The organism is Sphingomonas sp. (genome assembly GCF_017304635.1).
In the GTDB taxonomy this organism is placed as follows: Bacteria; Pseudomonadota; Alphaproteobacteria; order Sphingomonadales; family Sphingomonadaceae; genus Sphingomonas.
Map to the genome: position 1 here is coordinate 105,729 of NZ_JAFKMA010000001.1, position 26,329 is coordinate 132,057.

A 26,329-nucleotide genomic window follows, 5' to 3' on the forward strand; every position below is an offset into this window, starting at 1 on the left:
GCGCTCCCCCCATGTGGCGGCGAGCGCGGTCCGCCGCTGCTACCGCTTCTTCTTCTTGCCCTGACGGCCGCACTCGCTCGGATAATAGACGTCGCGCTTCCAGCAACTGGGATCGGTATCGGGATAGCTCGACGGCAGCACGACCATATAGCGCGGGAATTGCTGCTCGCCGTAAGGGATCAGGCTGTTGCGCATCTGGCGCATGTAATTGACCGCGACGTCGCCCATCTCACCGCGCTTGGCGAAGATCAGCTCGCGGCCGACCTCGCTCGCGGTCTGGCAGAAATTATACTGCGCGCTGACCGTCGCGAACGCCGAATAGGTGCGCGTGCCGAACTTGTCGAACGCTGCCTGGCCCGCCGCCTTGGTCTTGTTGACCCGCGTGAAATAGCCGGTGAGCGCGTTGAGCGCCCCCGTCAGCTCCGTGCCATGGTCGCGCAGCAGCGCGTTGTAATGATCGACCGTCAGCAGCGACGGCGCGAAATCGCATTGCAGCGCGGCGACGTTGAGCGCGGCGCGCAGGTTCCAGACCAGTCCCGCGCGGACTTCCGCCGGGGTCGCCCCGGGCAGCGTCATGCCGAGTTCCGGCTCCAGCCCCGTCACCGGCGCCCCGCGGAAATCGTACGACTTCATGAAGAATTGCGCCGATGCCGGCGTCCCGGCGCACAGACCCGTGGCGACCATCAGGCCCACCATGCAACGCACGATTGTCATCCCCGTCCCTTCGAACCCCCGTTCGACCGCCATTCTCTACGGCGCTTCGTGCGGGCACCCAAACACTTTTGTCGTTTTTTCGCACGAACTTCGGCGAATCGAAAGGGGCCGCCCGATGGTCGGACGGCCCCTTCCTCAACCACACCATCCGCCAGCGCGTCGCCGCGCGCGGACGGCAAGCGAATTACATCGCGTTGCCGGTCGTGGTGTTGGTCGTCGTGGTCGTGGTGTTGGTCGTCATGGCGCCGGCGGCGTTCATGTCGGTGCCGTTCATGGCGTCCATCGACGGGGTCATCGTGTCGGTGGTGTTGGTCACCTCCGTCGCGGTGTTGACTTCGGTCGTGTTGGTGGTCTCGGTCTTGGCGCAGCCAGCGACCGCCAGGGCGGCGGCGGCGAGGACGATGAAAGAACGCATTTTGGAAGCTCCCTTAAGGTAACGGATTTGGCTTAGAGGTGGGCCCCCTTAATACCCAAATCACGCTGGGCATTAATCGCTATTGGCGGTCGGCTCAAGCAAATTTGCTTTCCGGCGCAACCCGCCGAGGAAACCGGGCAGCCGCCGGGCGAGCGCATCGTCGAATGTCGTAGCGGAAAGCGCGACCCTCAGTGCGGCGGCGCTGGTCACCGGATAGTCGGGCAGGCCGCACGGCACGATGCCCCCGAAATGCGTAAGATCGGGGTCGAGATTGACCGAAAAGCCGTGGAGCGTGACCCAGCGCTTTACCCGCACGCCGATCGCGCCGATCTTCGCTTCCGCCGTGCCTGTCCCGGTCCAGATGCCGACGCGCCCCGGCTCGGCCCGCGCCGCGATGCCGCAATCGCCGAGCGTCGCGATCAGCCAGTTCTCCAGCTCGTGGACGAAACAGCGCACGTCGCGCCCGCGCTGGTCGAGGTCGAGCACCAGATAGCCGACGCGCTGCCCCGGCCCGTGATAGGTATAGCGCCCGCCGCGCCCCGCCGAGACCACCGGGAAGCGCGGATCGAGCAGCTCGGCCGGGTCGGCGCTGGTCCCGGCGGTATAGACCGGCGGATGTTCGAGCAGCCAGATCAGCTCGCGCGCGGTCCCGTCGCGCACCGCCGCCGCGCGCGCCCCCATCGCCGCCAGGCTCTCGGCATAGGGCACCGGCTCGGGCGAGACGCGCCATTCGATGTCGTCGGGCGGGGCGAGGGTCATGGCCGGCCTGCGATATGGGGTGGCGCGGCGGAAAACAACGATCGCGGTGCGGCGACCGCGCGAACGGCGGAAATGGCGGCCTCGCGCAAATCGCGATGGCAGTCGCTGTGTCGCTCGGCTAAGGCAGGGCGATCAAGGTTCGGGGAGGCGCGCGATGGTCGACATGGGCAACATCTGGGACCGCACCGTCGCGTTCGTCGGCGACCATGCCCGCGCGATCGTGCCTGTCGCGCTGCTCGCGTTGCTGCTGCCATTGTCGATCGGCAACGTGATCTCCGGCGCGGCACAGGCGTGCGACGACAGCATCAACCCGCTGGTCGCAGGCGTGGCCGGGGTCGTGCTGGTGCTGCCGACGCTATGGGCGCAGCTCGCGCTGTCGGCGCTGGTGCTGGCGCCTGAGGGCGGCGCGGGGCCCGCGCATCGCGCCGCAACCGCGGGGCTGTGGCGCGCGATCGCGGCGATGCTGGTGATCTTCGTAGCGTTCGCGATCGTCGCGATACCGCTCGCACTGGCGATGCCGGCCGGCGCCGGCGCGATGCGCGGCGGGTGCGATGCCGCCGCCACGGCGGGGCAGTTCCACGCCGTCGGCTGGTTCCTGCCGCTCTACGGCGTGCTGTTCGCGGTGGCGGCGGTGTTCGTATCGGTGCGACTGACGATGCTGTATCCGGTGATCGTCGCCGAGCGCCGTAGCGTCGGCGCGATCGGCCGGGCGTTCCGGCTGAGCGCCGGGATTACCTGGAAGCTGATCGGCGTGTGGCTGGTGTTCGGGATCGTCTATGTGATCGCGTGGATGGCGGCGTCGAGCGCGATCGGCGCGATCCTGCGGCTGCTCGCGCCCGGCGCCGGGCCGTATGCGGTGACCTCGATCCTGCTCGCGATCATCGTCGCGGCGGTACGCACCGCCTTCACCGTGATCGTCGCGACCTTCGCCGCGCAACTGTACTGTGCGGTGACCGGCCCGGGTGTGGAGCGAACCACGGCGTGAGGCTGCGCGCATCGACGGTACTCGCCGACGCCTGGGCGGCGTGGCGGACCGACTGGACCATCCTGACCGCGATCGCGGGGGCGTTCCTGTTCCTGCCGCAACTGGCGCTGCTGCTGCTGGTGCCGGCGCTGCCCGATTTGCCGCCGATCACGAGTTCCGACCCCAACGATCCCGGCGTGCAGGCCGCGCTGACGATCATCGCCGACTGGTTGTCGCGCTATGGCGGGTGGCATGTGCTGGTCGTGTTGGTCGCCATGTTCGGGCAGTTCGCGATCGTCGCCTGCTACGTGCTGCCCGAACGGCCGAGCGTCGGGCGCGCGCTGGTGACGGCGCTCACGCTGTCGTGGCGGTTCATCCTTGCGACGATCGCGTGGATGCTGCCGCTGGGCATGGCGCAGTTCCTGACGCTGGCGGTGGTGCCGTTGCTCTATTTCCCGATCACCGCGCTCGTGTCGGCGCGGATGCTGCTGGTCGGGCCGGCGATCCTGGCGGAGCGGCCGATCGGCGCGCTGGCCGCGATCGGGCGGAGCGTGCGCGCGACGCGCGGCAACATGCTGATGCTGGCGACGGTCATCCTGGGGCTGGTGATCGCGCAATATCTGCTGACGATGCCGACCGTGCTGGCCGACCAGTGGATGGCGCTGCACGCGCCCAACCCGGTCGCGCGGGCGATCGTCGACGTCGCGACCTCGGCGGTGCTGGCGACGGGCGGGATCGCGCTGGCGCTGATCCAGGTCGCAGCCTGGCGCAGGCTCGGCTGAACGCGATCAGCCCGCCCCTCCGGTGGAGAGGCGGGCCGATGAAGATCGCGATCCGGCCGCAGCCGAAGCGAGAAGGTTACGCCGCGGCGCTCAGCTTCTTCTTGACGTCGCGCTTCAGCCGACGTGCGCGCAGCGACAGGTCGTCGTCGCTGGTCTTGATGAGCCAGTTGTCGAGGCCGCCGACATGCTCGACCGAGCGCAGGCCGTGCGTCGACACGCGCAGCCGCACGCTGGTGCCCAGCGCGTCGGAGATCAGCGTCACGTTCTGCAGGTTGGGCAGGAACGTCCGCTTGGTCTTGTTGTTGGCGTGGGAAACGTTGTTGCCCACCTGCCGGCCCTTGCCGGTCAGCTCGCAAATGCGCGACATGTGTCTAATCCTGAGTTTCGGGCCAAGACGTGCCTGGCCCCGGAAAGGTCGCGCCGATAGCGGGAAGCGCGGCGCGGGTCAACAGATTCGCTGGCCGTCCACGCAACCAGCCTCGCGCCGATGAGTTTATTACGATAACGACTCGATTTTCCAGGAGGGAATGATGCGCTTTCTGCTTGGCCTGATCGCGATCGCCGCGATCGTCGTCATCGTGTTGCTGTGGACGGGGATGCTGACGCTGGGCGGCTCGGTCGGGTCGATCAAGGTGACGGGGACGCCGCCGGACATCACCGCCAACATGGCGACGGTCAGCGTGGGGACGGAGAACAAGGTGATCGAAGTGCCCAAGGTCCAGATCAACAAGCCTGGCCCGGCACCGTCGCCGACCGCGCCCGCGCAATAACCATTGCGCCTGCCGCCCCCGATGCGCGCCGCGCTCGATGCGGCGCAGGCGGCGGCCGACGCGGGCGAGGTGCCGGTCGGCGCCGTCGTGATGCTGGGCGACCGCGTCGTCGCGACCGCGGCCAACGCGCCGCGTGCGCAGCACGACCCGACCGCGCATGCCGAGATGCTGGCGATCCGCGCGGCGGCGGCGGCGATCGGCGACGACCGGCTGAGCGATTGCGACCTGTGGGTGACGCTGGAGCCCTGCGCGATGTGCGCCGGCGCCATCGCCCATGCCCGCATCGCGCGGCTCTATTACGGCGCGAGCGATCCGAAGGGCGGGGCGGTCGAACACGGCCCGCGGCTGTTCGGACAACCGACGATCCACCACCGGCCGGACGTCTATGGCGGCATCGGTGAAGGCGAGGCGGCGGCGTTGCTGCGCGGGTTTTTCGCGCGGCGACGATAATTCTACATCGTCACCCCGGCCTTGTGCCGGGGTCCACCATGCCGCAAGTGCGATCGATCGACCCTTTGGCGACGGCGCGTGCCGCACGGTGGATGCCGGGACGAGCCCGGCATGACGGAGGTGATTTGCGTCGCGCGAGGTCATCCCTATAGGGTCCAGCATATCATGGCGCCTTATCCCTGGATCGACGTCGTCATCATCCTCGTGCTCGTCGCGGTCAACGGCGTGTTCGCGATGAGCGAACTCGCCATCGCCTCGTCGCGGAAAGCGCGGCTGGAGGCGATGGCGCGGACCGGCAGCCACGGCGCGCGCGCGGCGATCGCGCTGGCGGCCGACCCCGGCAAGTTCCTGTCGACGGTGCAGGTCGGGATCACGCTGATCGCGATCCTGTCGGGCGCCTATTCGGGCGAGGCGCTGGGCGGGCCGACCGCCGACCGGCTCGAACCGCTGGGACTGAGCCACGAGACCGCCCAGACGGTCGGCTTCGTGCTGGTGATCGGCGTCACCACCTTCGTCTCGCTGATCGTCGGCGAACTGGTGCCGAAACAGATTGCACTCCGCTCGCCGGAACCGATCGCGGCGATCGTCGCGATGCCGATGACGTGGCTGTCGAAGGCGGCGGCGCCGGTCGTGTGGCTGCTCGATTCGACCAGCAAGGCGATCTTCTGGCTGCTTGGCATGCGCCGCGAGAGCGAGGACCAGGTCACGGCGGAGGAGCTTCATCTGATCGTCGCCGAAGCGTCCAAGTCGGGCGTGATCGAGGAGCATGAGCGCTCGATCATCTCCGGCGTCGTCCGGCTGGCGGACCGCCCGGTGCGCGAAGTGATGACGCCGCGGACCGAGGTCGAATGGCTCGATGTCCGGCTCGACCCGCAAGGGATTCGCGAGCGGCTGGCGGCGTCCCCGCACACGCGGCTGCCGGTCGCCGACGGGTCGGTCGACGCGGTGATCGGCGTGGTCCAGGCGCGCGACATCGTCGCGGCGGCGATCAAGGGCGATCCGCTCGACCTGAAGGCGTTGATGCGGGCCGCGCCGGTCGTGATCGACCAGCTCGACGCGATGGACGCGCTCGTCCGCCTGCGCCGCGCCGACGTGCCGATGGCGCTGATCCACGACGAATACGGCCATTTCGAAGGGATCGTGACGCCCGCCGACCTGCTGGCGGCGATCGCCGGCGAGTTCGCGTCGGACGCCGACCCCGACGAGGCGCCCGATTTCGTCCAGCGCGACGACGGCAGCTATCTGGTCGCGGGGTCGGCGTCGGCGGACCTGCTGGCGGAAAAGCTCGACCTCGACCTGCCCGACGACCGCGACTATGCGACCGCCGCCGGCTTCGCCCTCGCTGCCTTCCGCCGCCTGCCGGGCGAGGGCGAAAGCGTCACCGAACAGGGCTGGACGTTCGAGGTGGTCGACCTGGACGGACGCCGCATCGACAAGTTGCTGGTGTCGCGGGCGCGGGGTTAGGCGCGCAGTTCGTATACGCTGCGCTGACATCCGAAGCCCCCACCCCGGCGAACGCCGGGGCCCAGTTGGAATGGCGGCGGTGACGGCGCAGCGTTTCTCATGATCGTCCCCCAACTGGGCCCCGGCTTCCGCCGGGTTGGGGACGGACAATGAAGGACGGTGAACGGGGCGATGGGCGTCGAGCCGACTTACCCCAGTTTCCCGAACTCCGCTTCGTAGGCGGCGGTGTCGCCGCTGGCGAGCAGATTCGCCTGGTCGAGCCAGCGGTCGCGGGTCATGCGGCCGGCGAAGGTGCCGAGCTGGGCGTCGAGGGCGGCCGCGTCGGCATCGCTGAGCGCGGCGAGCTGATCGACGCGCGTGACGCCGCGTTCGGCGAGCAAGGCGGCGACCTTGGGACCGAGGCCCTTGATCGTGGTGAGGGCGAGGGCGCCGGTGAGGGGGGCTTCGGGGGCCGGCGCTGCCGGCGGGGTGATGGCCTCGGATATCGGGGCGGGGGCGGGGGGAGTAGCCGGCTCGGAACCTACGGCCGCGATCGGTGTCGGTTCGGGCTGGGCAGCGTTATCCTCGGCGACAGGTTTGGACGCCGAATCGATCTCTGTCGCTTCATCCTCACCCTTCCCACCGCCTTCGGCGGCGGGCCCCTTCCCTCTCCCATCGGGAGAGGGAGGGAGCGATGCAGCCGCGGAAGGGTGAGGGTGAGCCGGTTCCGATTCGGACGCGTCGGGCGTCGGCTCGTTCTCGTCACGTAGCGAGCGAGCAGGCGCCGCCTTGGCGCTGGGCGCGGGCCTCGGCTCTGACGCCGGCCGGGCCCCCTCCACCGCCCGATCGGCCGGATCCGCTTCCTTTGCCACCTCCGGCGCCGGCGCCACGTCGCCCGATGTCGGCGCGGGAGTAGGCTCGACGCCCGCTTCCTCCGCGCGTTCCTCGGCGGCGTCGATCGCCTTGTGGCGCTGGCGCGCGAGGTAGTTGCCGTAGATCATCCCGGCGATCACCACCGCCGCGCCGATCGCCAGCAGAATCAGCACGATTACCGTCCAGCTGAAGAATTGCGCGGCGGCGCCGCCCGGCGTCTGTGCTGGAGGATTCATCGTCTGACTGCCCCTTCGTGTTCGCGCGTCGATACCGCAACGGCCGCGTCGCCGGAAAGTGCCCGCCAGCCGATGTCGCGCCGGCAGAAACCGCTGGGGAAGTCGATCGCGTCGACCGCGCGATAGGCGGCGGCCTGTGCCGCCGCGACGTCGTGCCCGGTCGCGGTGACCGCGAGCACGCGCCCGCCGGCCGCGACCAGTTCGCCGCCGGCGAGCTTCGTCCCGGCCTGAAAGACTTTCGCCCCGTTCGCCTCGGCCTGCTCGATCCCGCGGATCGCGCCGCCGGTCGCGGGCGTGCCGGGATAGCCGTTCGCCGCCATTACCACCGTCAGCGCGACCTCATCGGCGAAGACCGGCGCGGGCGCCTCGGCCAGCCGCCCCTCCGCCACCGCCAGCATCAGCGGCAACAGGTCGCTCTCCAGCCGCATCATCAGCACCTGGCATTCGGGATCGCCGAACCGGGCATTGTATTCGATCAGCTTTGGCCCCTCGGCGGTCAGCATCAGCCCGGCATAGAGGACGCCCGAAAACCAGTTCTTCTCTTCCGCCAAGGTGCGGACCGTCGGCTCGATAATCTCGGCAATTGCACGTGCCTCAAGTTCCGCGGTCAGCACGCGCGCGGGACTGTAAGCGCCCATGCCGCCGGTATTGGGGCCAGTGTCGCCGTCGCCGACGCGCTTGTGGTCCTGCGCCGATCCGAACGGGACGATCGTTTCCCCATCGGTCAGCGCGAACAGGCTGGCTTCCTCGCCGTCCAGAAATTCCTCGATCACCGCGCTCGCGCCGGGCTCGGCGAACAGAGCTTCGATCGCGGCGTGCGCCTCGGCCAGCGTCATCGCCACCGTCACGCCCTTGCCCGCCGCCAGGCCGTCCGCCTTCACCACCACCGGCACGCCGAACGCTGTGATCGCCGCGCGCGCCTCGTCGAGCGACTGCACCGCGCGATAGCCGGCGGTCGGGATGCCGGCGCGGTCGCACAGCATCTTGGTGAACGCCTTCGATCCTTCGAGCTGCGCCGCCGCCTTGCTCGGCCCGAACACGCGGATGCCGGCAGCGGCCAGGTCGTCGGCGATCCCGGCGACCAGCGGCGCCTCCGGCCCGACCACGACCAGCCCGATGTCGCGCGTGCGGCAGAAATCGATCACCGCCGCATGGTCGGTCACGTCGATCGCGACCACCTCCGCCGCTTCCGCGATCCCCGGATTGCCCGGCGCCGCGTTCAGCCGGTCGAGCATCGGCGATTGCGCCAGCTTCCACGCAAGCCCATGTTCGCGTCCACCCGACCCGATCAGCAGGACGTTCATGCCCGACCCCTATTTCGACAAAGACGCGCGGCTGGTAGCCGAGGCGATGCCCGGCGACAATTCCGCAGCCGAGACGGTCGGCGAACTGTCGAGCCGGCTGAAGCGGATGGTCGAGGGCGAGTTTGGTCGCGTCCGGCTGCGCGGCGAGATTTCGGGGTACAAACGCGCCGCGTCGGGGCACGTCTATCTCTGCCTGAAGGACGACCAGGCGGTGATCGACGGCGTGATGTGGAAGGGGCAGGCGGCGCTGCTGCCGTTCGCCGCGCAGGACGGGGTCGAGGTGGTCGCGACGGGCAAGCTGACCACCTATCCCGGCCGGTCGAAATACCAGGTGGTGATCGACCGCATGGAACTGGCGGGCGAGGGGGCGCTGATGGCGCTGCTCGAAAAGCTCAAGCAGCAACTGGGCGCGGAGGGGCTGTTCGACCCGGCCCGCAAGCGGCCGCTGCCGTTCATGCCGCGCGTGATCGGCGTGGTGACGTCGCCGACCGGGGCGGTGATCCGTGATATTCTCCATCGCCTGGCCGACCGCTGCCCGACGCGCGTATTGGTGTGGCCGGTCAAGGTGCAGGGGGCGGGGGCGGCCGAGGAAGTGGCGGCGGCCATCCGCGGCTTCGACGCGCTGGCGGCGGACGGGACGGTGCCCCGGCCGGACCTCGTCATCGTCGCGCGCGGCGGGGGCTCGATCGAGGATCTGTGGGCGTTCAACGAGGAAGTGGTGGTGCGCGCGATCGCGGCGTGCTCGATCCCGCTGATCTCGGCGGTGGGGCATGAGACCGACACCTCGCTTGCCGACCACGCCGCCGACCTGCGCGCGCCGACCCCGACCGCGGCGGCGGAGCTGGCGGTGCCGGTGCTGGCCGAGCTAAGGCTGGCGCTCGACGCGTACGGTCAGCGCAGCGAGCGGTGCGCGCGGCGCTATGTCGAGCGCGGGCGCGAACGAGTCGAGGCGCAGGCGCGGTTGTTGCCCAAGCGCGACGCGCTGCTCGGGCCGCAACGCCAGCGCGCGGACGAGGCGGGCGGGCGGCTCGATCGCGCGCTGGAGCGGCGGGTGACGTTGGCGCGCGGGCAGCTCGACCGCTCGGCCGGGGCGCTGCGCCCGGCGATGCTGGCGCAGCGGCTGGCGGCGGCGCGGCAGCGGCTGGATGATACGTTCAAGCTGGTCGAGGCGCTCAATCCCGCCCGCGTGCTCGACCGCGGCTATGCCTGGGTCGCGGCGCGGGGCGGCAAGGGCGCGGGCGGCGTCGTGTCGAGCGCAGCGGCCGCGCGCCAGGCCGGCGCGCTGGTGCTCCATTTCGGGGACGGCGAGGTCGCCGCACGGGTTGAGGGCGCCGCGCCCAAGGCCTATGGCAAACCCGCCCCCGAGCAGCCGACCTTGCTGTAAAGCGCCGTAAACCGCGAGAACGCACCAGATGCTGATGTCCAACACCGATCGCCCCGCCCGCTTGCACTATATGGCCAACGGCTTTCGCGTGCTCAGCCCCGGCAGCCACGTGACCTGCGCCGTGTCGGGCGCCACGATCGACCTCGACGACCTGCGCTACTGGAGCGTGGCGAAGCAGGAGGCGTACGTGGACGCGGCGGCGGCATTGGCGGCCGAAACGACGAAACGATAATCGCAATTCGGCGAAGCAACCGCGCTAAGCGACGTCATGCCGACGAGTACATAAATCGTCGGTTGGAAGGAATGGCGATCTGAACGGTCCGCCAGTCAACACCGACGCATTTCATTCATTGGGCACCGATCGTACAAAGCCGATAGGAAGGTGCTATCGCTAGTTTACACGATGGACGGAAAATCCCGGACGGTGAGCGATCGTTGCGAAGTACGAGCCTAGCGCGCCTCGCTTGATCGTCACGTCGGATCCCGGATCGATTCGACCGGCAACGACCTGATCGTCATCCTGAACCCAATTGGCGCCCTCCGTCGTCGTAAACCTGACTCGCCCGTCACCTGTCGATCCAATCGAAATTATCTTTGAGGCGACTACGGATACCTCCTCGTCGCCGCGCACCGCTCCGCTGAACAACCGAATACGCGGCAGGCGCAATCCAAAGAGCGAGCGTTTGGCTTCGACAAGTTGGTAACTGTCAACCACGGCGACTTTTCCGTCACGCTCCGCTTGATCCAATTTCGAGACCTCGCGATCGAAGCAGGCAAGGCGCTGGTCGTGGTCGGTGAGCTTTTGGCACGACACAACCGACTCCAGTGCTTGTGATCGGGGCGGCTCGTTTTTGGCGCTGGCGGCGCTCGACAAACATGCCGCTATCCCGGCGATCATCGACAACGACAGGCATCGATTCCACATTGCGGGTCCCCTCGGCCGCTGTTGCCAGAAAGTGACAGTTTTTTTACTTGCGTCACCGGAAACACCTTACTCGTTTACAAGCGACAGTGCTGATTGCAAACGAGTGAAATACGACAGGGCTATTGAGCCATCCGCGAGTGATGGAGGTGCCTGCCGTGTAATTTAGCAAGGGATGTTCCGATGATGAAATCCAAGGTAGCGCTCCAGCTGAGCGCAGCGCCCGTTGCGATTGGTCTAGCAATTGTGGCGATGCCCGCCGCCGCGCAGACCACGCCCGCACCGGAAACGCAGACCACGACGACCCCCGTCGTCGCTCAGACCGATACCAGCACCACGCCGCCTGCCGACATCGTCGTTACGGGTTCGCGCATCGCGTCCCCCAACCTTGCTTCCGTATCGCCGATCACGGTCGTGACGGCGCAAGAGCTGAAGCTCCAGGGCACGACTCGCGTCGAGGATATGCTCAATTCGCTGCCGCAGGTTTTCGCGAGCCAGGCTAGCACGGTGTCCAACGGCGCGACCGGTACGGCGACCGTCAACCTTCGCGGACTTGGTTCTGTTCGCACGCTGGTCCTGATCAATGGCCGTCGCCTCCTGCCGGGCGATCCCAACGACTCGTCGGCCGACTTGAATGCGATCCCGTCGTCGCTGATCAAGCGTGTGGACGTCCTGACGGGCGGCGCTTCGGCGACGTATGGCGCGGACGCGGTTGCTGGCGTCGTCAACTTCGTCATGGATACCGACTTCACGGGTATCCGGCTCGACGGTCAGTACAGCCTGTATAACCACGACAACCGTAGTACGATCACGCCGCCGCTTCTTGATGCGCGTACGAAGGCGGGCTTTGCCAATTACGGCTATCCGACCGGTCAGGTTGCCGACGGCGGCGGTGTCGACACGACGCTCACCGTCGGTGCCGGCTTCGACGACAATCGGGGACATATCACCGGTTATTTCGGATATCGTCGAGTCGACGCCATCAAGCAGAACCGGCGCGATTACAGTGCCTGTACCGTTCAGAACGCTTCGGCGACGGCGCTGCAGTGCGGCGGTTCGTCGACGTCGACGCCCGGCAATGCGGTTGTGTATCACAGCGGCACGTCGACTTTCTATCAGATCGGCGCCAACAGAACCCTGATACCCGGCCGGACGCGTTACAACTTTGCTCCGACCAACTATTATCAGCGTCCGGACGAACGGTACACGGCGGGCTTCTTCGCGCACTATGACGTGAACGACTCGATCAAGCCGTACGCCGAGTTCATGTTCATGGACGATCGGTCGGTAGCGCAGATCGCGCCGTCGGGCGATTTCGGTAACACGCTAACGATCAATTGCGACAATCCTCTGCTCTCGTCGCAAGCCAAGACGATTGCGTGCGCGCAGGAAAACCTGGTCAATGGTTTCTTGGGTACCTTCCCGCTCACGCAGAAGACCAACGCCACCGGAACGCCGATCAACTTCATCGATCCGACCACCGGGCAGATATACAATAAGGGCTTCTTCCAGCTCCTGCGCCGCAATGTCGAAGGCGGGCCCCGTCAGGACGACCGTGAACACACCGAGTATCGCGGCCTCGTCGGTATGAAGGGCGATCTCGGCAAGCCATGGTCCTACGACGCTTATTATCAGTACGGTCGTACGCTGTTCGCCGAAACGTATAACAACGACGTCTCTGTTTCTCGACTGACCAAGGCGCTTGACGTGGTCACCGGGCCGAACGGGACGCCGATCTGTCGGTCGGTTCGGGACGGCACCGATCCCAACTGCGTTCCGTACGATATCTTCGGTCAGAACGTGACGCCGGCTGCGATTGCGTATCTGTCGACGCCGGGTTTCCAGCGCGGCGTTCTTTCCGAGCAGGTCGCCAGCGGCTCGATCACCGGCCGGCTCGGTGAGTATGGGATCAAGAGCCCGTGGGCGAACGAGGGCATTTCGATCAACGTCGGTGCGGAATATCGCAAGGAAAAGCTCGATCTCACGGTCGATCAGGAGTTCGCGACCGGCGACTTGAGCGGTCAGGGTGGTGCGACGTTGCCGATCTCGGGCAGCTATCACGTCACCGAGTTCTTCGGCGAAGCGCAGGTTCCGCTGGTCCGCGATAGTTTCTTCAACGATCTTACGCTGTCCGGTGGCTATCGCTACTCCAGCTATTCGCTGAGCAACGGTCGAGCGTTCAATACCGATACGTACAAGCTGGGTGTCGAATTCGCTCCGGTACGCGATATCCGTTTCCGTGCGAGCTATAACCGCGCGGTGCGGGCGCCGAACATTCAGGAATTGTTCGCCACGCAGCACGTGGCTCTCGACGGATCGACCGATCCGTGCGCGGGCCGCGTCATCACGGCGGCCGACGTCGGCTGTATCGCAACTGGCTTGCGCGTCGGTCAGTCGACTCCGTCCAATCCGGCTGGTCAGTATAACGGCCTGATCGGCGGCACGCCGACGCTGAACCCCGAGCGGGCGACCACCAAGTCGTTCGGCGTCGTGCTCCAGCCGCGCTTCATGCCGCGGTTTGCGCTCAGCGTCGATTATTATGACATCAAGGTGACGAACGCGATCCAGGGCTTCGGCGCGGACGCGATCATCACGACCTGCGTGGCAAGCCAGAATCCGCTGGCTTGCGGCCTTATCCATCGCAATCCGGTCAGCGGGTCGCTTTGGTTGACGACCGATGGGTATATCACGGATATCGCTGCCAATATCGGCGGCGTGAGCACGAAGGGCATCGACGTCAACGGCAGCTATTCGGCACCGGTCGGAAGCCTCGGTACGGCGTCGCTGAGCTTGGTCGGAACGTATCTCGACAAGTTCACCACCAACAACGGCCTGTCGCAGCCGTATGACTGCGCCGGATATTATGGCGTTATCTGCGGCGTGCCTGCGCCGAAGTGGCGTCACAAGTTGCGCGCTGGCTTCACGTTCCAGAACGGCATCGGCATTTCGGCGCAGTGGCGGTATTTCGGACCGGTCAAGGTCGATTATTCGAGCTCGAACCCGTCGCTTTCGCAGGCCGGATATTTCGCGTTCGGTTCGCGCATCAGCGGCCAGAGCTATTTCGATCTGGCATCGACGTTCGTCATCGGCGATCATTACACGTTCCGGCTCGGCGCGAACAATCTGCTCGACCGGCAGCCACCGCTGGTGACGTCGGGCAATGCTGCGGGTTCGCTGAGCGCGTGCCCGACCGGCTTCTGTAACGGCAATACTTATCCGGCGGTCTACGACGCGCTGGGCCGGTACCTGTACGCGTCGGTGACGCTCAAGTTCTGAGCAAGCTAACGCAGTTGAGCTGACAGGGCGGCGGGCTTTGGTCCGCCGCCTTTTTTTGCGCGTGCCCAATATGGCAAATTTGACTGTTACGGCTCGCTTTCGGCGGATTCTTTCTTTTGCAGATCGGGTTGGCGGCCTATTTGATGGAGATGAACACGACGACGATGACTGCCCGCGCGACCGAGGAGGCAATGCGTATCGCGTTGACTGCGGCGCGTCGCGGCGATGTGGCAACGGCACGCCAAATCGGTGAACAGGCGCTGCTGGGTGATCCTCAGTCTCCACAGTTGCATGCAATGTTGGGAATGCTGTGCTGTCGGATCGGTGATTTCGCCGCCGGCGCGAGCCATCTCCGGCAAGCCCACGCCGCATTTCCGAACGACGTTACCATCGCGTGCAATTTGATTACCGCGTTGACCGAACAAGGCGACATTGCAGGAGCGCTATCTGTCTGCACGCCATCGCTTGCGGATGGTGACCGCTCGTTTCGATTGTGGCGGATGCGAGGCTATCTTCTGCAGCAAAGCGAGCAATTCGCCGCGGCAGCTGATGCATATCGATGTGTCGTTCGTGAAGCTGAGGACGATTTCGAAAGCTGGAACAATCTGGGCAATGCCTGTGCAGGCGCAGGCGATCTGGAGGGGAGTGTTCAAGCGTTGCGGCGAGCCGTCGCACTTCGTCCCGATGTCGCTCCCGTGCGGATCAATCTGGCCGCGACCTTGGTTGCAGCGGAGCAGTGGGACGAGGCAATCGATGTCTTGCAAGCGATGGCGAGCGAATTTCCTGGTGACGCCAAGCCGCTGATCGAACTGTGTGCTTTGTTCAAGCAACTCGCGCGTGATCCGGAAGCGCTTGATGCGTTGGAAGAAGCAGTAAGGCGTGATGCCGGAGACTCCGATTTGCAAGTCAAGCTTGGGGTCGAGCGTATCATCGGTTGGCAGATGGATGCCGCTGGCGATGCTTTTAGGAATGCGATCAAGCTCGATCCGAGTCATCGCGATGCGCATGTCTTGCTTGGTGTCCTGCTTGAACACACGAACAGGTCGGAGGAGTTCCCGGCCCTCATCGAACTCGCGAAGCGAAACGATATCCAGTCCGGTGCGATCGATTTCATTCGTGCGCTTCAGCTTCGTCGAGAGCGACGGTTTGCCGAGGGTCTGGTTGCGCTCAAGACAGTGCCCGACGATGTCGAGCCGATCCGACGGTTGCAGTTGGCGGGCCAGTTTCACGATCGGCTGGGGGACGTCGACGCCGCTTTTACCGCATTCGCCGAAATGAACCGGATCCAGATGGAGGATCCTTCGCAACCCCTGCGGCGCGCCGCGGAATACCGCGAGGCGTTGACCGTCGATCGCAGCATCGTGACACCCGATTGGTATGAAAGCTGGATACCCTTCGTACCTGACGACGAATTCACCAGTCCGGTCTTCCTCGTGGGTTTTCCGCGATCGGGAACGACTTTGCTGGATACGATGCTGATGGGGCATCCTGACGTACAGGTGATGGAGGAACTGCCGCCCTTGACTCGGGTCGAACAGGAACTGGGGAGTATCGAGCGTCTTGCAAAGCTCGATCACGACGCCGTTTCCGCGCTCCGTCGTACATATTTCGACAATGTCGACCAGCTTATCGATCGTCGACCGGGGGCTTTGCTCGTCGACAAGTTTCCTCTGCATCTAAACAAGGTGCCGATCATTCACCGGCTATTTCCTGACGCTCGCTTCATATTGGCGATGCGTCACCCGTGCGACGTCTTGTTGAGTTGCTACATCACCAATTTCCGCCTCAACAATGCCATGGTGAACTTCCTGGATCTCGATACGGCGGCTTGGGTATACGATCAGACCTTCGCGTTCTGGAAGCAGTCGAGCTTGCTGATGCGTATTTCGCTGCATCAGGTTACCTACGAAGGAATGGTGGCCGACACCGCAGGAGAATTACGGCCACTCTTCGATTTCCTAGACCTGGATTGGCATGAATCTGCGCTCGACCATCAACGAACTGCCGCCGAACGGGGAACGATTTCCACCGCGAGCTATTCGCAGGTCACCGAACCGATCTATGCGCGTTCGGCAGGTCGTTGGCAGCGTTATCGTCGACAGTTGGCACCGATACTGCCTGTTCTCAAGCCATGGATCTCGCAATACGGATACGATGATTGAGGGCGGATCGCGATGACGGGCTCGTCCTTGCCAATGCGCCCGGATCGGTTGCATAACATGGTGTGGCCCGAATTATGACGTGCACGCTAGAATCGGGGTCGAAGGTCTCGATTCGCATTTTCCGTGCGCAGGTCGCATCGCGACGTTGTTCCTCATGACCAATATGCTGTCCGCTTTATCATGAAAGCAGACGGCGTGGACTTCATTGCTTCATGAGCTTTGCCGCCGCGCTTTCGCAGGCGCGGCGGATGCCGTTCGATGTCGCCACGCTGGAATGGTTGGCGGAAACGGCGCTTGCCGAAGACGGCGAAATCGATGCTCTGACGCTGGTCGAACGTGCGGCCGAAGCCGGAAACGACGCGCGGCTTTGGCAATGGACCGGTCTGTTATATCGGTCGCTAGCCGACCACCGCCGAGCCATCGCGGCATTCAAGCGTGCCACGATGGCGGCTCCGGATGATCCGCTGATCGCACGAGGCAGCGCTCAGGTCGCTTTGGAAGCCGGCATACCGGCAGTCGCGTCGTTTGATCGGGCATTGCAGCTTGCGCCATTATCGGACGACGCTGTGTTCGGCTTGGCGGCTGCCCGCTTGGCGTCCGGCGATGGAAGTGGCGCCATGGCTGGTCTGGCAGCCGTCGTTTCGGCACATCCGACATGGACAAGTGGTCATGAGCGGTTGAGCCAGTTGCGTTGGATGCTGGGCGACAGGACCGCGGCGACGACATCGTTCGACGAGGCGCTTGCCCAGTTACCCGACAATATTCCGCTGTGGCAGACGCTGATCGCAATCTTGTCTCGCAGTCGACAATTCGACGCGGCGCTTACCGCGATTGCACGGGCTCGGTTCCGTATCGGCGCTGCACCGTTCCTTGATGCCTACGAGGCGGTGGCCGCATCGGAACTTGGTGACGAGGCGAAAGGCGATCGGTTGTTCGCTCGCCTGGCCGAGTCAGCCGATCCGATGCTCGCTGTACATCGCGTACGCCACCTGTTGCGTTTTCGTCGCGTCGACGAAGCTGCAACGTTGATCGAGCCTCGGCTCGTTGCCGAAGATCCCTTGTTATGGCCATACGCAGCTATCGTTTGGCGTCTCAATGGCGATCCGAGAATTGCGTGGCTTGAGCAGCCCGCTCTCGTTTCGGTGATCGACTTGGCGGACGTGCTGCCTCCTTTGGACGAATTGGCCGATCATCTCACCGCGCTGCATCGTGCGACCGACCGCCATCTCGACCAGTCGGTCCGCGGCGGTACGCAAACGGATGGCGATTTGCTGTTGAGGATCGACCCGCTCATCGTCGCGCTGCGTATGGCGATATTGGACGCGGTGAAAGACCATCTCGACAAATTGCCCGTAGGCGACGGCAGGCATCCGATCTTGATGCATCGTCGTGATCGGCCAATACGGCTGGCGGGGTCGTGGTCGGTGCGTCTTGCCGGCGCTGGTTTCCATGACAGTCACATCCATCCGGCTGGCTGGTTCAGTTCGGCCCTCTACATCGCATTGCCGGATGCGGTGACACGCGGCGAAGACAATAGCGGCTGGCTGGCGCTTGGAGCACCCCCGCGAGAGTTTGCCAATGACCTCGGTCCGTCGCGATTGATCGAGCCGAAACCGGGTCGCCTTGTGCTGTTCCCTTCGACGATGTGGCACGCAACCCTGCCATTCGCTGACGGTGAACGGCTGACGGTTGCCTTCGACGTCGCTCGGCCGCGGCCGTGATTGCACTACATCGCTAACCGCGCCTCGGCTAACCGGTTGGCGGCTGCTTTGCCGCCTGCCTGATCGACCAGTTCTTGCGCCTCCGCGATTTCGGGAGCGAGCACGACTTCCAACGCCGCACGTCGAGCCAATCGCGCATCGTTATCGAACGGAATGGTCGAGTCCTTCGAATAGGTGGCCAGCAATCCGCCGTTTATCGTCGCGTCGATGGTGGCCTTTGTTGAACATATGCCGAGATGTTGCGCGGCGCGCTCAATGATGGGCGCGGGGGCGGCGAAGAACGCCTCGGTCTCGATCACTCGGGCCCGCGGCATAGTGTCGACGGCGCTGGCAAACGCACGAGTCTGCGCAAGCCAGAGCGCCGCAACTCGTCGAGCATCCGATGATCCGGATAGATCGCCGAGATACTGCGCAAGGCGCGTGGTCAACGTGCGTAACCAGGCGCGGTGACCATCGCTGCGCAGGATGGCGAGGAGATAGTCGCGAAGCTCGCAGTGCAAAAATATCGCCGGGGCGGAGGGATCAAGCTCGATGAGGCCGTCCAACAGAAAGTTGACCGGGACGTTTGCTTTGATGATGGTCGGCGCATCGGCTCGGTAGCGCTTGCTAAGCATCGCGACGACCATCGGCAGGCGAGTGCGATCGCCGATTATGGCCGTCTGGCGCAGAGCGACAGGCTCGCGCATAATGATGTTACTCGCCGGATCGTCGAGCGCTCGCGCCAAAAGGGTGGATCCACAGTGCGCCATGTGAAAGATCCAGCCCACCGGTAACGCCGGCGGCGATGATGCGATCAACTCCGTGATCGATCGGCGTCGCGACCCCTCAGCGGCAAGCGAAATACGTCCGTCGAGAAAGATCGATCGATGATAGGCGTCGCGATCCATCTCCACAAAAATCGCGTCGGGACCATCGAACGAATGGAGAAAATGATCAGGCGATGTGAAGAGGTCGTCTGTCATACGCAACCTATAGCGTGGGTGGTTGGCGGTCGCTATCCTGCTTACCGTTATGACAGCCGTGCGATTGCCCGACGCCGCCACTCCCTATGTGCTCATTGAGCGGACGAATGAGCGCGATGTTCTCGAGGTCGATCCTGCAACGATCATCGATCTGTACCGAACGCATGGCGCTATCCTGCTACGAGGATTCTGCGCGGACGCCGTTCATTTTCGAGACTTTGCGCGGCAGTTTTGCGCGACGGCGGTAGTCAACGAAAGTCGGGGGAGGCAACCGATCGACGCCGCTCATCATATCCATGCGGTGGATGCCGGAACGCGGGCATTTGCGCTTCATCCTGAGTTGGCACGCGAGCCATGGAAGCCCGACGTTGCGATGTTCGGATGCCTGTCGGCACCGAGCGTCGGCGGTCGAACCACGATTTGCGATGGCGTGGCCCTCAATCGTGCGTTGCCAGAGGTAGTCCGGTCGGGCTTGGCGGGGCGTCGCCTCGTTTATGTCATGCCGACATGGCCGGCATTGCTGGAATATTGGTTAGGTTCCGGCGAGCCCGATGATGCATTGTTGTCTAGTCCGCCGCAATCGTGCCCCTACCGTTTCGAGCGGAGGGGGGACAGGGTCGTCCGATATTTTTCAAGACCGGCATTACACCGCCCGATGTTCATCGACGCTCCCGCATTCGGAAATTTCCTGCTGTTTGCGCGATTCAATAATAACCGGACGGATTTTCCCTTGCTCGATGACGGGACGTCGGTTCCTGAGGTGTGGTTGCAGTCGATCAAGTCGGCTGGCGACCGGATTGCCACCGAGATATCGTGGCAATCCGGTGATGTGCTGATGCTCGACAACACGCGGTTCATGCACGGGAGAACCGCGATCGTCGACGGGGGAACGCGTCTGGTCGCGACCTTCTTCGGTTACCTCAAGTTTGCCTGTCCGAATCCGGAAGAACCCGTCGACGCGATATGGCGGCGAGAGGATTTTCGACCGCCACTTCCTCCAGATCTGGTACGATGAGCGTACATCACCCAACCGACAAGTTCAGCCTTCCATCCCCCTCATCCACGCTCACCGTCTGCCCATCACGCACACCGCCCGATAGGATCAGGTCGGCCAGCGGGTCCTGCAAATAGCGTTGCACCGCGCGTTTCAGGGGGCGGGCGCCGTAGACCGGGTCGTACCCCACGCGGCCGAGCCAGTCGCGGGCGGCGGGGGTCAGGTCGATGGCGATCTTGCGGTCGGCGAGCAGCTTGGCCACGCGGGTGACCTGGATGTCGACGATCGGCGCCATCTCACTCTGGCCGAGGCGGTGGAACAGGACGATCTCGTCGAGGCGGTTGAGGAATTCCGGGCGGAAGTGCGTGCGGACGATCTCCATCACTTGCGGCTCGACCGACGCGACGTCCTCGCCGTCGCCGAGCGACGTCAGGAATTGCGAGCCCAGGTTCGACGTCAGCACGATGATCGTGTTGGTGAAATCGACCGTCCGTCCCTGGCCATCCGTTAAACGCCCATCGTCGAGCACCTGGAGCAGCACGTTGAACACGTCGCCATGCGCCTTCTCGACCTCGTCGAACAGCACGACCTGGTACGGCCGCCGGCGCACCGCTTCGGTCAGCACGCCGCCTTCCTCATACCCGACATAGCCCGGGGGCGCGCCGATCAGGCGGGCGACTGAATGCTTCTCCATGAACTCGCTCATGTCGATGCGGACCATCGCCGAGGCATCGTCGAAGAGGAATTCGGCGAGCGCCTTGGTCAGCTCGGTCTTGCCGACGCCGGTCGGGCCGAGGAACAGGAAGCTGCCGAGCGGGCGGTTGGGATCCTGTAGCCCGGCGCGTGCGCGGCGGACGGCGGTCGAGACGGCGCGCACCGCCTCCGCCTGCCCGATCACGCGCTTGCCGAGCTCGGCCTCCATCGCGAGCAGCTTTTCGCGCTCGCCCTCCATCATCCGGTCGACCGGGATGCCGGTCCAGCGGCTGACGACGGCGGCGATGTCCTCGGCGGTGACTTCCTCGCGCAACATCGCGCCCGTGGTCGAGCCCGCCGCCTCGGCGAGTTGCTTTTCGAGCGTCGGGATCGTGCCGTAGGACAGCTCGCCCGCCTTGGCGAGGTCGCCCGAGCGCTGCGCCTGGTCGAGCGCGATGCGCGCGGCGTCGAGCTGTTCCTTCAGCTTGGCTTCGGCGCCGATCTTGTCCTTTTCCGCCTGCCAGCGCTGCGTGAGTTCGGCCGATTGCTGCTCAAGATTGGCAAGGTCGCCCTCCAGCGTCGCGAGCCGGTCCTGCGACGCGGCATCGGTTTCCTTCTTCAGCGCCTCGCGCTCGATCTTGAGCTGGATAATGCGGCGGTCGAGCGTCTCGATTGCCTCGGGCTTCGACTCCACTTCCATCCGGATGCGAGACGCGGCCTCGTCCATCAGGTCGATCGCCTTGTCGGGCAGGAAGCGGTCGGTGATGTAGCGGTTCGACAGCGTCGCCGCCGACACCAACGCCGCGTCGGTGATCCGCACGCCGTGGTGCAGTTCGTATTTCTCCTTCAACCCGCGCAGGATCGAGATGGTGTCCTCGACCGTCGGCTCGCCGACGAATACCGGCTGGAAGCGCCGCTGCAGCGCGGGGTCCTTCTCGACGTACTTGCGATATTCGTCGAGCGTGGTGGCGCCGACGCAATGGAGCTCGCCGCGCGCCAAGGCTGGCTTGAGCAGGTTCGATGCGTCCATCGCACCGTCGCCCTTGCCCGCGCCGATCAGCGTGTGCATCTCGTCGATGAACAGGATGATGTCGCCCTCGGCGGCCTTCACCTCGTCGAGCACGCCCTTCAGCCGCTCCTCGAATTCGCCGCGATACTTCGCGCCCGCGATCAGCGCGCCCATGTCGAGCGCCATCAGGCGGCGGTCTTTCAGCGTGTCGGGCACGTCGCCATTGGCGATGCGCAGCGCCAGCCCTTCCGCGATCGCGGTCTTGCCGACGCCGGGCTCGCCGATCAGGGCAGGGTTGTTCTTGGTCCGGCGCGCCAGGATCTGGATCGTGCGTCGGATTTCCTCGTCGCGGCCGATCACGGGGTCGAGCTTGCCGGCGCGCGCCACCTCGGTCAGGTCGCGGGCGAATTTCTTGAGCGCGTCGTAGCGATCCTCGGCCCCGGCGGTGTCGGCGGTGCGGCCGCCGCGCAGTTCGTTGATCGCGGCGTTCAGTCCCTCGGGCGTCACGCCAGCCGCCTTCAGCGCCTTGCCCGCCGCCGTGTTGAACGACAGCGTCAGCGCGACCAGCAGCCGCTCGACGGTGACGTAGCTGTCGCCCGCCTTCTTCGCGATCTCCTCGGCCTGGTCGAGAACGCGCACCGTGTCGTTGTCGAGGCCCGGCGAATTCTGCGCGCCGCTGCCCGACACCGCCGGGATCTTCGACAAAGCGAGGTCGGTCTCGCTCGCCGTTTTCTTGGCGTCGCCGCCGGCCGCTGCGATCAATCCGCTCGCCATGCCCTGTTCGTCGTCGAGCAGCGCCTTCAACACATGCTCGGGCGTGATACGCTGGTGGTTGAGTCGGATCGCGATCGTCTGCGCCGCCTGGAGGAAGCCCTTCGCGCGATCGGTGAATTTCTCGAGGTTCATGCGGAATCCCTGTCTGCCGTTGGCTGCAAGGTAGTGTTGCTATTATGCAACACAAGGGGCGATCGGATCGAACCGGCAAAACGCGCCGGAATAAGCGCAACGGCCGGCATGCCGCTTGCCGCATGCTGGATGGCATATTAGCGGCGGCGGCGACAATATCCGGGTCGGAGGGGATCATCATGCAGGCCAAATTCATCGCGCTGTGCGGCGTCGCGGCGGTCGCGCTCGTGTCGGCGGCATCGGCCGCGCCGGGGCGTCGCGCCGCGCCGGCGATCACCGCACCCGCTATCCCGGCGGCGGCACCGGTCGCGGTGCTCGCGCGCTCGATCGACATCCCCTACACCCAGTTCACGCTGAGGAACGGCCTGCGCGTCGTCGTGCATACCGACCGCAAGGCGCCCGTCGTGGCGGTCAGCGTCTGGTATAATGTCGGGTCGAAGATGGAGCCGAAGGGCAAGACCGGCTTCGCGCACCTGTTCGAGCATCTGATGTTCAACGGCAGCGAGAATGCGCCGGGCGATTTCTTCGCGCCGCTCAAGGATGTCGGCGCGACTGACCTGAACGGCACGACCTATTTCGACCGGACCAATTATTTCGAGACGGTGCCGACCCCGGCGCTGGACCGCGCGCTGTTCCTCGAAAGCGACCGCATGGGCTACCTGACGGGGGCGATCACCCAGGCCGTGCTCGACGAGCAGCGCGGCGTCGTCCAGAACGAGAAGCGGCAGGGCGACAACCAGCCTTATGGCCTGGTCCAGTACAAGCGGCTGACGGGCCTGTTCCCCGATGGGCATCCGTACCAGCATACCACGATCGGCTCGATGGCCGACCTCGACAGCGCGAGCCTGGCCGACGTCAAGGAATGGTTCCGCTCGCATTACGGGCCGAACAATGCGGTGCTGGTGCTGGCGGGCGACATCGACGTCGCGACCGCGAAGCCGCTGGTCGAGAAATATTTCGGCGCCACCCCGGCGGGGCCGAAGACCGTGCTGCCCGCCGCGCCGGTGCCGACCCTGGCCAAGCCGGTCTTCGAGACGATGAAGGATCGCGTCGCGATGACCCGGATCATCCGGTCCTGGGCGGTGCCGGGGAACGACAATCCGGATAATGTCGCACTCGACGTCGCGGCCGGCGTGCTCGGCGGTATGAGGAGCTCGCGGCTGAACCAGGAGCTGGTTCGCAAGGACAAGCTGGCGGTCGGCGTCAATGCGTTCAACGAGACCTTCGCGCAGGTCGGCATCTTCACCGTCAGCGCCGACGTGCGGCCTGGCGTTGACCCCGCACTGGTCGCCAAGCGGCTCGACGAGATGATCGCGCAGTTCGTCGCGACCGGCCCGACCGCGGACGAAGTGAAGCGCTTCCAGGTGTCGACCATCGCCGGGCGCATCCAGGGGCTCGAGTCGGTCGGCGGGTTCGGCGGCAAGGCGGTCGCTCTGGCGGAAGGGGCGCTCTACAGCAACGATCCGGGCCATTATAAGAAGGAGCTGGCCGAACTGGCGGCCGAAACCCCGGTCGGCGTCAAGGCGGTCACCGCCAGGTGGCTGGGGCGGCCGGTCTACGGCCTGACCATCGAACCCGGCCCGCGCGACGCCTATGCGGAGGCCGTGGTGCCGCCGGCCCGCGCGGTCGTCGCCGCGCCCGACGTCGCGCTCAAGGGGACGCGTGGCGCGATGCCCGTGGCGGGATCGATCGCCGACCTGACCTTCCCCCAGGTCAGGCGGGCGACGCTCGCGAACGGCATCACTGTCGTCTATGCCCGGCGCACCGCGACCCCGATGACGACCGTTCAGGTCAGCTTCGATGCCGGCATCTCCGCCGACGTGCCGACCGCGCTCGGGACGCAGCAGTTGACGTTGGCCGGTCTGGCCGCCGGCACCACCACGCTTGATGCGCAGCAGTTCGCCGAGGCGAAGGAACGGTTGGGCATCGGGATCGGCGCCGGCGCCGATTTCGATCGCACCTCGGTCGGCATGTCGGTGCCCAGCGTCAACCTGACGCCGGGTATCGCGCTGCTCGCCGACGTACTGCGCAACCCGTCGTTCCGCGCCAGCGAGATCGAATTGTCGCGCAGCCAGCAGCTCGCGGAGATCGCGTCCGAACTGACCAATCCCAATGCGCTGGTCTATCGCGCGGCGATGCCGCGGATCTATGGGGCGACCTCGCCATATGCGAAGTCGTTCGGCGGGGGCGATCGCTCTGCCGTCGCCAGGCTGACCCGCGACGACCTGATCGCGTTCCGCCAGGCATGGCTCCGCCCCGACAAGGCGACGATCTTCGTCGTCAGCGACCGCCCGCTGGCGGAAGTCGCCGCGGCGTTCGATCGCAGTCTCGGCGACTGGCGGATGACGGGTACGCCGGGCGTCAAGGGATCGGCCGACGTCGCGACCCCGGTCACGCCGCGGATCGTGCTGATCGATCGCCCGGATTCGCCGCAATCGGTGCTGCTGGGCGCGGTGCCGACGAATCTGGTGGGGACGGCGGATATGCTCCCGCTGGCGGCGGCGAACGACGGGCTGGGCGGCGGCTTCCTCGGTCGGATCAACATGGACCTGCGCGAGGGCAAGCATTGGACCTATGGCGCGAGCGGCACCTTCATGCGCGCCCGCGGTGCGACGCCCTACCTGATCTCGACCGGGGTGCAGGCCGATCGCACCGGGGACTCGATCGTCGCCGCGACCCAGGACCTGGCGGGCTATGTCGGCGACCAGCCGATGACGGCCGCCGAGTTCGACCGCGCCGTCGCCGGATCGATCCGCTCGCTGCCCGGCAATTTCGAGACGTCCGGCGCGGTGATCGGCGCGATGCAGTCCAACGTCCTTTTTGGTCGGCCCGACGATTATTACACGACCGTCGCCGCGCGCTTCCGTGCGCTGACTTTGCCCCAACTCCGTAGCGTCATGCGCGCGACGCTCGATCCCAAGCGGCTGATCTGGGTGGTGGTCGGCGACGCCCGCACCGTCCGGCCGCAGCTTGACAAGGTCGGGCTGCCTGTCGAGGTCGTTCCAGCGGCGTCGCTCGGCAGCCGCTGACACGATATCCGGGAGAGAGATGATGGCAGTCGACGGCACCTACGAAACGGTCGTGAAGTCGCCGATGGGCGACCAGAAGGCGACGCTGACCGTCAAGAGCGACGGCGACACCTGGACCGGTACCCAGGCCGGCGCGATGGGATCGATGGACATCACCGACGGCAAGGTCGACGGCGACAAGCTGACCTGGTCGGTCGCGATCACCGTGCCGATGCCGATGACGCTGACCAACGAAGCGACGGTGGACGGGGATACGATCACGGGGACGGTGACGGCGGGCGCGTTCGGGAGCTTTCCGTTGACGGGGACTCGAACCGCCTAACGCAGCTGGAGGGTGATCCGGCGGCGACAGCCGCCGGCGAGTACCGATGGCCGGCGCGGCGCCCAGCCGCGGCTGACGGCGCGGGAGCGACAGGTAAACGATGCCCCGCATCGTTCAGATCATGCCGGGGGCATGATCGACCTGACGCTCTCTCGCACCGTTCGTGTTTGGACATGGTCTCCTGAGATCTTCGTCACCTCGGCCTTGAGCCGAGGTCCCGCTTTTTTGGCGATTGATGA

The 26,329-nt window shown here is 65.5% G+C and carries 22 protein-coding genes; 13 read left to right on the forward strand and 9 right to left on the reverse strand.

Annotated features, from left to right (window positions below; all coding sequences use genetic code 11):
* Positions 1–39 precede the first annotated feature (39 nt).
* The 3 genes from J0I47_RS00510 to lipB form a co-directional block, all read right to left on the reverse strand.
* On the reverse strand, positions 40–714 hold the full coding sequence (locus J0I47_RS00510) for a hypothetical protein (RefSeq protein ID WP_294044486.1): 675 nt from the start codon (positions 712–714) through the stop codon (positions 40–42).
* A 184-nt stretch (positions 715–898) separates the two neighbouring features.
* The gene (locus tag J0I47_RS00515) at positions 899–1,129 is read right to left on the reverse strand and encodes a hypothetical protein (RefSeq protein WP_294044487.1); all 231 of its coding nucleotides are present in this window, start codon (positions 1,127–1,129) and stop codon (positions 899–901) included.
* 72 nt (positions 1,130–1,201) lie between these two features.
* Positions 1,202–1,888, reverse strand: a complete 687-nt coding sequence (gene lipB / locus J0I47_RS00520) for a lipoyl(octanoyl) transferase LipB (RefSeq protein ID WP_294044488.1) — start codon at positions 1,886–1,888, stop codon at positions 1,202–1,204.
* Between the two features lie 154 nt (positions 1,889–2,042).
* Here lipB and J0I47_RS00525 point away from each other — a divergent pair, with 154 nt between their 5' ends.
* Together J0I47_RS00525 and J0I47_RS00530 are read left to right on the forward strand one after the other, a co-directional pair.
* Positions 2,043–2,873 carry a hypothetical protein gene (locus tag J0I47_RS00525; protein WP_294044489.1) on the forward strand — a complete coding sequence of 277 codons (831 nt, stop codon included), beginning with the start codon at positions 2,043–2,045 and terminating at the stop codon, positions 2,871–2,873.
* A complete protein-coding gene (locus J0I47_RS00530; protein WP_294044490.1) occupies positions 2,870–3,634 on the forward strand; it encodes a hypothetical protein in 765 nt (254 codons plus the stop codon). The genes J0I47_RS00525 and J0I47_RS00530 overlap by 4 nt, the downstream gene beginning before the upstream one ends.
* 76 nt (positions 3,635–3,710) lie before the next feature.
* Here J0I47_RS00530 and rpmB read toward each other — a convergent pair whose 3' ends face one another.
* Positions 3,711–4,001 (reverse strand): 50S ribosomal protein L28, encoded by a 291-nt coding sequence (gene rpmB / locus J0I47_RS00535; protein ID WP_294044491.1) that lies wholly within the window; start codon positions 3,999–4,001, stop codon positions 3,711–3,713.
* A gap of 163 nt (positions 4,002–4,164) precedes the next feature.
* Between rpmB and J0I47_RS00540 the strand changes: the two genes are divergently transcribed.
* From J0I47_RS00540 to J0I47_RS00550, 3 genes are all read left to right on the forward strand, one after another.
* Positions 4,165–4,404 carry a hypothetical protein gene (locus J0I47_RS00540; protein ID WP_294044492.1) on the forward strand — a complete coding sequence of 80 codons (240 nt, stop codon included), beginning with the start codon at positions 4,165–4,167 and terminating at the stop codon, positions 4,402–4,404.
* 21 nt (positions 4,405–4,425) lie between these two features.
* Positions 4,426–4,854: a nucleoside deaminase gene (locus tag J0I47_RS00545; protein WP_294044493.1), complete on the forward strand. Its 429-nt coding sequence runs from the start codon at positions 4,426–4,428 to the stop codon at positions 4,852–4,854.
* Positions 4,855–5,019: 165 nt separating this feature from the next.
* A complete protein-coding gene (locus J0I47_RS00550) occupies positions 5,020–6,318 on the forward strand; it encodes a hemolysin family protein (protein WP_294044494.1) in 1,299 nt (432 codons plus the stop codon).
* 188 nt (positions 6,319–6,506) lie between these two features.
* Here the strand turns inward: J0I47_RS00550 and J0I47_RS00555 are convergent, their stop codons facing one another.
* Both J0I47_RS00555 and purD read right to left on the reverse strand, forming a co-directional pair.
* Positions 6,507–7,343, reverse strand: a complete 837-nt coding sequence (locus tag J0I47_RS00555; protein WP_294044495.1) for a hypothetical protein — start codon at positions 7,341–7,343, stop codon at positions 6,507–6,509.
* Between the two features lie 59 nt (positions 7,344–7,402).
* A complete protein-coding gene (gene purD / locus J0I47_RS00560) occupies positions 7,403–8,710 on the reverse strand; it encodes a phosphoribosylamine--glycine ligase (RefSeq protein WP_294044496.1) in 1,308 nt (435 codons plus the stop codon).
* Here purD and xseA point away from each other — a divergent pair.
* Positions 8,709–10,094, forward strand: a complete 1,386-nt coding sequence (gene xseA / locus J0I47_RS00565; RefSeq protein WP_294044497.1) for an exodeoxyribonuclease VII large subunit — start codon at positions 8,709–8,711, stop codon at positions 10,092–10,094. The genes purD and xseA overlap by 2 nt on opposite strands.
* 28 nt (positions 10,095–10,122) lie before the next feature.
* A complete protein-coding gene (locus J0I47_RS00570; RefSeq protein ID WP_294044498.1) occupies positions 10,123–10,326 on the forward strand; it encodes a DUF2093 domain-containing protein in 204 nt (67 codons plus the stop codon).
* Between the two features lie 159 nt (positions 10,327–10,485).
* Here J0I47_RS00570 and J0I47_RS00575 read toward each other — a convergent pair whose 3' ends face one another.
* Positions 10,486–10,998 carry a hypothetical protein gene (locus J0I47_RS00575; protein ID WP_294044499.1) on the reverse strand — a complete coding sequence of 171 codons (513 nt, stop codon included), beginning with the start codon at positions 10,996–10,998 and terminating at the stop codon, positions 10,486–10,488.
* A gap of 201 nt (positions 10,999–11,199) precedes the next feature.
* Here J0I47_RS00575 and J0I47_RS00580 point away from each other — a divergent pair, with 201 nt between their 5' ends.
* The 3 genes from J0I47_RS00580 (at position 11,200) to J0I47_RS00590 (ending at position 18,175) form a co-directional block, all read left to right on the forward strand.
* Positions 11,200–14,292 (forward strand): TonB-dependent receptor, encoded by a 3,093-nt coding sequence (locus J0I47_RS00580; protein ID WP_294044500.1) that lies wholly within the window; start codon positions 11,200–11,202, stop codon positions 14,290–14,292.
* Between the two features lie 149 nt (positions 14,293–14,441).
* Complete coding sequence (locus J0I47_RS00585; RefSeq protein ID WP_294044501.1) at positions 14,442–16,454, forward strand: tetratricopeptide repeat-containing sulfotransferase family protein; 2,013 nt, start codon at positions 14,442–14,444, stop codon at positions 16,452–16,454.
* Between the two features lie 212 nt (positions 16,455–16,666).
* Positions 16,667–18,175: a putative 2OG-Fe(II) oxygenase gene (locus tag J0I47_RS00590; RefSeq protein ID WP_294044502.1), complete on the forward strand. Its 1,509-nt coding sequence runs from the start codon at positions 16,667–16,669 to the stop codon at positions 18,173–18,175.
* Positions 18,176–18,180: 5 nt separating this feature from the next.
* On the opposite strand, the gene J0I47_RS00595 is transcribed toward J0I47_RS00590, so the two are convergent.
* Positions 18,181–19,137 (reverse strand): hypothetical protein, encoded by a 957-nt coding sequence (locus J0I47_RS00595; protein WP_294044503.1) that lies wholly within the window; start codon positions 19,135–19,137, stop codon positions 18,181–18,183.
* A 22-nt stretch (positions 19,138–19,159) separates the two neighbouring features.
* On the opposite strand from J0I47_RS00595, the gene J0I47_RS00600 reads away from it, so the two are divergent.
* Positions 19,160–20,152 carry a TauD/TfdA family dioxygenase gene (locus J0I47_RS00600; RefSeq protein WP_294044504.1) on the forward strand — a complete coding sequence of 331 codons (993 nt, stop codon included), beginning with the start codon at positions 19,160–19,162 and terminating at the stop codon, positions 20,150–20,152.
* A 7-nt stretch (positions 20,153–20,159) separates the two neighbouring features.
* Here J0I47_RS00600 and clpB read toward each other — a convergent pair whose 3' ends face one another.
* A complete protein-coding gene (clpB, locus tag J0I47_RS00605) occupies positions 20,160–22,739 on the reverse strand; it encodes an ATP-dependent chaperone ClpB (protein WP_294044505.1) in 2,580 nt (859 codons plus the stop codon).
* 179 nt (positions 22,740–22,918) lie between these two features.
* On the opposite strand from clpB, the gene J0I47_RS00610 reads away from it, so the two are divergent.
* On the forward strand, positions 22,919–25,768 hold the full coding sequence (locus J0I47_RS00610; protein ID WP_294044506.1) for a pitrilysin family protein: 2,850 nt from the start codon (positions 22,919–22,921) through the stop codon (positions 25,766–25,768).
* 19 nt (positions 25,769–25,787) lie between these two features.
* The gene (locus tag J0I47_RS00615) at positions 25,788–26,090 is read left to right on the forward strand and encodes a hypothetical protein (protein WP_294044507.1); all 303 of its coding nucleotides are present in this window, start codon (positions 25,788–25,790) and stop codon (positions 26,088–26,090) included.
* Positions 26,091–26,329: the final 239 nt, after the last annotated feature.